The sequence below is a fragment of the Pseudomonas sp. FW300-N2A2 genome (assembly GCF_017351735.1).
Taxonomy (GTDB): Bacteria; Pseudomonadota; Gammaproteobacteria; order Pseudomonadales; family Pseudomonadaceae; genus Aquipseudomonas; species Aquipseudomonas migulae.
The window spans coordinates 1-5,093 of record NZ_JACNDU010000061.1; the positions used below are offsets into that span (position 1 = coordinate 1).

At 62.4% G+C, this 5,093-nt stretch carries 5 protein-coding genes; all 5 read right to left on the reverse strand.

What is annotated here, in order from left to right; genetic code table 11:
* Positions 1 to 713: 713 nt before the first annotated feature.
* The 5 genes from J4E42_RS29250 to moaB all read right to left on the reverse strand — a co-directional run bounded on the left by J4E42_RS29250 (position 714) and on the right by moaB (position 4,940).
* Positions 714 to 1,184, reverse strand: coding sequence for an SCP2 domain-containing protein (locus J4E42_RS29250; RefSeq protein ID WP_008044144.1), 471 nt, complete (start codon positions 1,182 to 1,184; stop codon positions 714 to 716).
* Positions 1,178 to 2,068, reverse strand: coding sequence for a U32 family peptidase (locus J4E42_RS29255; protein WP_192226468.1), 891 nt, complete (start codon positions 2,066 to 2,068; stop codon positions 1,178 to 1,180). The genes J4E42_RS29250 and J4E42_RS29255 overlap by 7 nt, the downstream gene beginning before the upstream one ends.
* A gap of 11 nt (positions 2,069 to 2,079) precedes the next feature.
* The gene (locus J4E42_RS29260; RefSeq protein ID WP_008034782.1) at positions 2,080 to 3,075 is read right to left on the reverse strand and encodes a peptidase U32 family protein; all 996 of its coding nucleotides are present in this window, start codon (positions 3,073 to 3,075) and stop codon (positions 2,080 to 2,082) included.
* 78 nt (positions 3,076 to 3,153) lie between these two features.
* Complete coding sequence (gene glp / locus J4E42_RS29265) at positions 3,154 to 4,389, reverse strand: gephyrin-like molybdotransferase Glp (protein WP_207286777.1); 1,236 nt, start codon at positions 4,387 to 4,389, stop codon at positions 3,154 to 3,156.
* The gene (gene moaB, locus J4E42_RS29270) at positions 4,386 to 4,940 is read right to left on the reverse strand and encodes a molybdenum cofactor biosynthesis protein B (RefSeq protein WP_008034780.1); all 555 of its coding nucleotides are present in this window, start codon (positions 4,938 to 4,940) and stop codon (positions 4,386 to 4,388) included. The genes glp and moaB overlap by 4 nt, the downstream gene beginning before the upstream one ends.
* Between the last annotated feature and the right edge of the window lie 153 nt (positions 4,941 to 5,093).

Sequence of the window (5,093 nt, forward strand, 5' to 3'; positions counted from 1 at the left end):
GGTGGTGAAAAGCGAAAGCGTACGCAGATCTCCTGTAGGAGCCGGCTTGCCGGCGAAAAACGCCCAGACACCGCGTTCATTCAGACACCCCGCGTTATCGTTGACGTCCATCGCCAGCAAGCTGGCTCCTACAGGGAATGTGTACGCCTGACATCTCAGATCAACAACAAAGCCCCAGCAGCATCGTCATACGAATCCGATACGCGGGCATGACACCGATCAACTGTAGGAGCCGGCTTGCTGGCGATGGCGGTGGGCCAGCCAACATATTTAATTGACTGGACGAACGCTATCGCCAGCAAGCCGGCTCCTACAGGGGAATGCGTACGATCATAGAGACAGGTCGGCTGGCAGGCCGCCTCGTTTTTGCTTTGCCTTGGTTTTTGCTTTGCTTTGGCTTTTGATTTTGATCTGCCCCGTCGGAAGGCCGAGTGGAGGTTCTGCGCAGTGGGCACCGCGGCAAGGATGCCGCGGTAGCCGCCCCCGGCCAGGGATGGCCGATGGCGGCGGGCCCACGGAGCAGGACCGGAGCGAGGGTACCCTGAGCCTAGGCGAAGGGCCGTACGTCAGGGGCAAAGCCTTTTGGTTCCTTTTTGGCGTTTGAAAAAGGGACTCGCCGTAAGGGCGAAACCATAAGCGGCCGTTACCGCAGCAACGGATATGTACACCATCAAAAAACTCGACACACAGCCATCGCCGGCAAGCAATACCGGTCACCCCGCCGCCAGCCCCTTCCCCGCCCGCTCCAGATTCCGCCACAACCAGACCGGCAACACATCAGGATCAAGGCTATCGATCAGATTCTTCAACGCCAACCCCAACTCAGTATCACCCTCAATCACCAGACGCCGACGAAAAAACAGCGTATCAGGATCCTCCTGACGACTGGCCAACAGTAAAAACTCACGCCAGTTCCCGCTGATGGTCACAGCCGCCGTAGCATGCTCGGCAATCCGCAACCCCTGACGACTGAGCGTCAAGTACCAGGACAACCCCAGATCCGGAATCCGCAAACACAACCAACGCCCGCGCAACACCTCAAACTCGCCATCGCGCAACGGCTCGGCGAGGCAACGATTGAGCGCCTGCTGCAACGCCAGGCGCTGCACGGCAAACGGCACCCGACGCACCAGCGGCAACAACCGGTCGGCACCTTTGAGCAGCCACTTTTTTCGGTTCAGCACAGGCCGACCTCCTCGACGCGCAACATGCCGGCCTGGCCATGCCAGTAGCCATTGCACCCTTCGACAAACAACGGCGGCATCTCGCCCGAACGAACCCGCTGATAACTGTCAATCACCTCAGCCATGCCCTGCGCACGCGGGCTCAGGCGCAACAGATCGGCGCCGCAGTCCACCAGCCCGGAATAATCGGCGAGCAAATTGGTGACTTCGGCCGACATGGTCTGAATACCGTTGAGGGTAAACAGCGGCTGCCCTTCCTGGCTGGTCAGCGCCATGCCGTCGGGGTAGTTGATGCAGCAAAACTGGCAGTCGTCCTTTGGCCGGTTTTCCGCGCGGGCCGTGAAACAGCGGGCGGAGTAGGCCAGGGGCAAATGCCCATAGGCGAAAATTTCAACTTCCGGCACCGCTCGGCCCAGTTCACGGACCTGCCCGATCACGTCGCGGATCAGCGCCGCCGAACACTCCACGGGCGGCACCCAGCGGGTCATTCCGCAGTCGAGCAGTTGCGCCAGCGAGTGGCCGTTGTACAGGTTGAGGGCCGGGCCACCCACGAACGGCAACTGGCGCTCGGCGAGGAACTGCACCGCGCCCATGTCATTGGCCTCCACCAACAGTTGGCCGTTGTCACACAGGCGGCGCAGGCTGGAAAGTTCCGACGCCGCTTCGATCAGCGTCAAGCTGGAGATCACCAACTGCGCCCGGCTGCACTCCTGTAACTCGCGCCCCAGTCCCAGCCACTGATCCAGTGAAAAGGCCCGGCGTTTCGAGCACACGGTTTCCCCCAGGTAAATCACGTCCAGGGGCATGGCCGACATCTCGGCGTAAAAGTTGCTGAGTTGCTCCTTGTCCCAATAAAACAGGACCGGTCCCAGGCTGAGCTTCATGTCGTGTCCCCTCATTGCCATGATCGATGATAAGCACCCAGGGTGGTCTGGCTGCCCTCGGACAAACCGGCCAGCACCTGACGCCATTCTTCCTTGACCCGAAAAGCGCCCGGCGCGCCGCGATGGGCATCCAGCGCGGCGCGCCAGACCCGGGTGACTTGCTCGACGTAGGCCGGGCTGCGTTGGCGGCCTTCGATTTTCACGGCTTCGACGCCGATGGCCGTCAGCTCCGGCAGCAGGTCCAGGGTGTCGAGGCTGGTAGGTTCTTCCAGGGCATGAAAGCGTTTGCCGTCGACCAGGAAACGGCCTTTGCACAAGGTCGGATAACCGGCCGGTTCGTCGGGGGTGTAGCGATCGATCAGGACTTCACTGAGCCGCGCACTCAACCCTTCGGCGTCCTCGCTCCAGCGCACCGCCTTGGCCGGCGAACAGACGCCGCACAGGTTCGGTGACTCGCCGGTGATGTAGGACGACAGGTGGCAACGCCCTTCGGCCATGATGCACAGGCTGCCGAAACCGAAGACTTCAATGGGCACCGGACTGCTGGCGGCCACCTGGCGCACCTGCGCCAACGACAACACCCGTGGCAGCACGGCGCGCCGAATATCGTAGCGCTGCGCGTAAAACGCAAGCGCAGCGGCGTGGGTCGCAGAGCCCTGGACCGAGAGGTGCAACGCCAGTTGCGGATGGCGCTGGCTGGCATAGTTGAGCACCCCGGGGTCGGCGGCGATCAGCGCATCCACACCGAAATCGGCAGCACGGTCCACCGCCCGCTGCCAGCGCTCCCAGCCCTTGGGTTGCGGGTAGGTGTTGACGGCGACATAGAGTTTGCGTTGATGCTGACGGATGTGGGCGACGGCGGCGTCGAACTGTTTGTCGTCCATGTTCAGCCCCGCGAAATGCCGGGCGTTGGTGTCATCGCGAAAGCCGACATACACGGCATCGGCGCCTTGGCGCACCGCCGCTTTGAGCGCAGGCAGGTTCCCTGCCGGGCAAACCAGTTGCATGGGTAATCCTCATGAAAAAAGCGGCGCCGCCAGTCTAGCCAGACCGGCAGGCACTGCCTTGACGGCAATCAATTGCCCTCACTGCATCAGGTCGGCAAAGGACAGGAACATCACGTTGTCGTGCTTGAGCACTTGCTGCTCGCAGTCGATCACTGCCAGCCCGTCAGCCCAGCATGCGGCCGTCAACATCGCCGAACTTTGCTGAGGGTGCAGTTCCACGCTCAACTGGCCGTCTGCGCCGGGCGTCAACCTGGCTCGCAGGTATTGCCGACGCTTGTTGCGTTGCAACCACTCGAACCCGGCGGGCACGGCCAGTGGCCGTGGCATCACGTCCGTCATACCCTGGGCCCGGAGCAAGAACGGTCGCACCACCACCAACGCGGTAATCAGTGCCGCCGAAGGATTGCCGGGTACGCCGATCCACGGTTTGCCCGCCACTTCGCCAAAGGCCAGCGGTTTGCCCGGCTGCATGGCGATGCGCCAGAAATCGATGCTGCCCAGTTCCTCGATGGCGTGCTTGAGATGATCCTCCTCGCCGACCGAAACGCCGCCGCTGCTCAGCAACAGGTCGCATTCCGACGACGCCAGGCTCAAGGCGTGCCGACTGGCCGCCAGCTCATCGGCCATCACGCCGTAGTCATGCACCTCCACGCCCCATCCACGCAACAGCTCCGCCAGACAGTAGCGATTGCTGTTGTAGATCTGTCCCGGCGCCAAGGGATCGCCCGGCTCGCGCAGTTCATTGCCGCTGCTGAGCAAACACACCTGCAACGGTCGATAGACTTCGATCCGCGCAATTCCGGCGCCGGCCAGCAACCCGATTTCCTGTGCGCGCAGGCGCTTTCCCGCCTTGAGCAGCAGGTGCCCGCGACGAACTTCTTCACCCTCTTTGCGTACGTGATCGCCAACGCTTGCGGGCGGCAACCAGACACGCTCGCCGTCGATCCGGCAACGCTCTTGCGGCACGACGGTGTCGGCGCCCGGAGGCAAGGGTGCACCGGTAAAAATCTGCACCGCTTGTTGCGCGAGCAACGGTGCGCACGCCTGATCCCCCGCCGCAATTCGCCCGCCGATCAACAGCCAGCCACCCTCCTCGGGCAGGTCGACGGCCCTGAGGGCGTAACCGTCCATGGCGCTGTTGTCCCAGGCCGGCAGGTTCACCGGGGAATGAATATCCGCTGCCAGCACGCGCCCCATCGCTTGATCCAGGCGGATCATTTGCACCAGGGGCGGCGGCGGTGCCTGATCGAGCAGGCGGCTGATGGCCTCGTCCACCGGCATCAGGTTGCCGAGGTCGCACACCCGGCCGGTCATGAGCGTGTCTCACAGGCATCAATGTTGCGTTGGGCCTGAGGTTTCAAATGCGGGGCGAAATTGCAGGGGCCGGTGCGACTGTCCAGTTGTTCGAGCAGGATCTTGTTCCAGGCCGTCCGGCAGGCACCCGGCGAACCGGGCACGCAGCACACCAGCACGCCGTTGCTCATGCCGGCCAGTGCCCGAGATTGCAGGCTGGACATACCGATTTCCTCCAGGGACACCTGACGGAACAATTCGCCGAAGCCTTCCACGTGTTTGTCCAGCAGCGGCAGGACAGCTTGCGGCGTGTTGTCGCGAGCGGTGAAACCGGTGCCGCCGGTCATCAGCACAACTTGTACTTCGGGGTCGGCGATCCACCGGGAAACGGTGGCGCGGATTTGATAGATATCGTCCTTGACCAGGTCACGATCGATCAATACATGCCCGGCGGTTTGCAGCAAATCGGTGAGGGTCTGTCCTGAGGTGTCTGTGTCGAAGGTGCGTGTATCGCTGATGGTCAGCACGGCAATGTTCAGGGGTTCAAATGTGCGTTGCGCCAGATGGGCCATGTCCAGGTTTTCCCGTAGATGAGGGTATGGGCCCAAGCCTGAACCGGAATCCTTGATGAGCCTATTCCTCCAAGGAGGTACCTCTCGGGCGCATGGATTTCTGGCTGATGGGGGGATGGGTTTGTTGGGGGGCATATCCGTTGCTGCGGTGAT

Bases quoted from the DNA above. Each gene is read 5' to 3' on its own strand.
- J4E42_RS29255 (WP_192226468.1), bottom strand. From the start codon at position 2,068: ATGAAGCTCAGCCTGGGACCGGTCCTGTTTTATTGGGACAAGGAGCAA.
- J4E42_RS29260 (WP_008034782.1), bottom strand. From the start codon at position 3,075: ATGCAACTGGTTTGCCCGGCAGGGAACCTGCCTGCGCTCAAAGCGGCG.
- glp (WP_207286777.1), bottom strand. From the start codon at position 4,389: ATGACCGGCCGGGTGTGCGACCTCGGCAACCTGATGCCGGTGGACGAG.
- moaB (WP_008034780.1), bottom strand. From the start codon at position 4,940: ATGGCCCATCTGGCGCAACGCACATTTGAACCCCTGAACATTGCCGTG.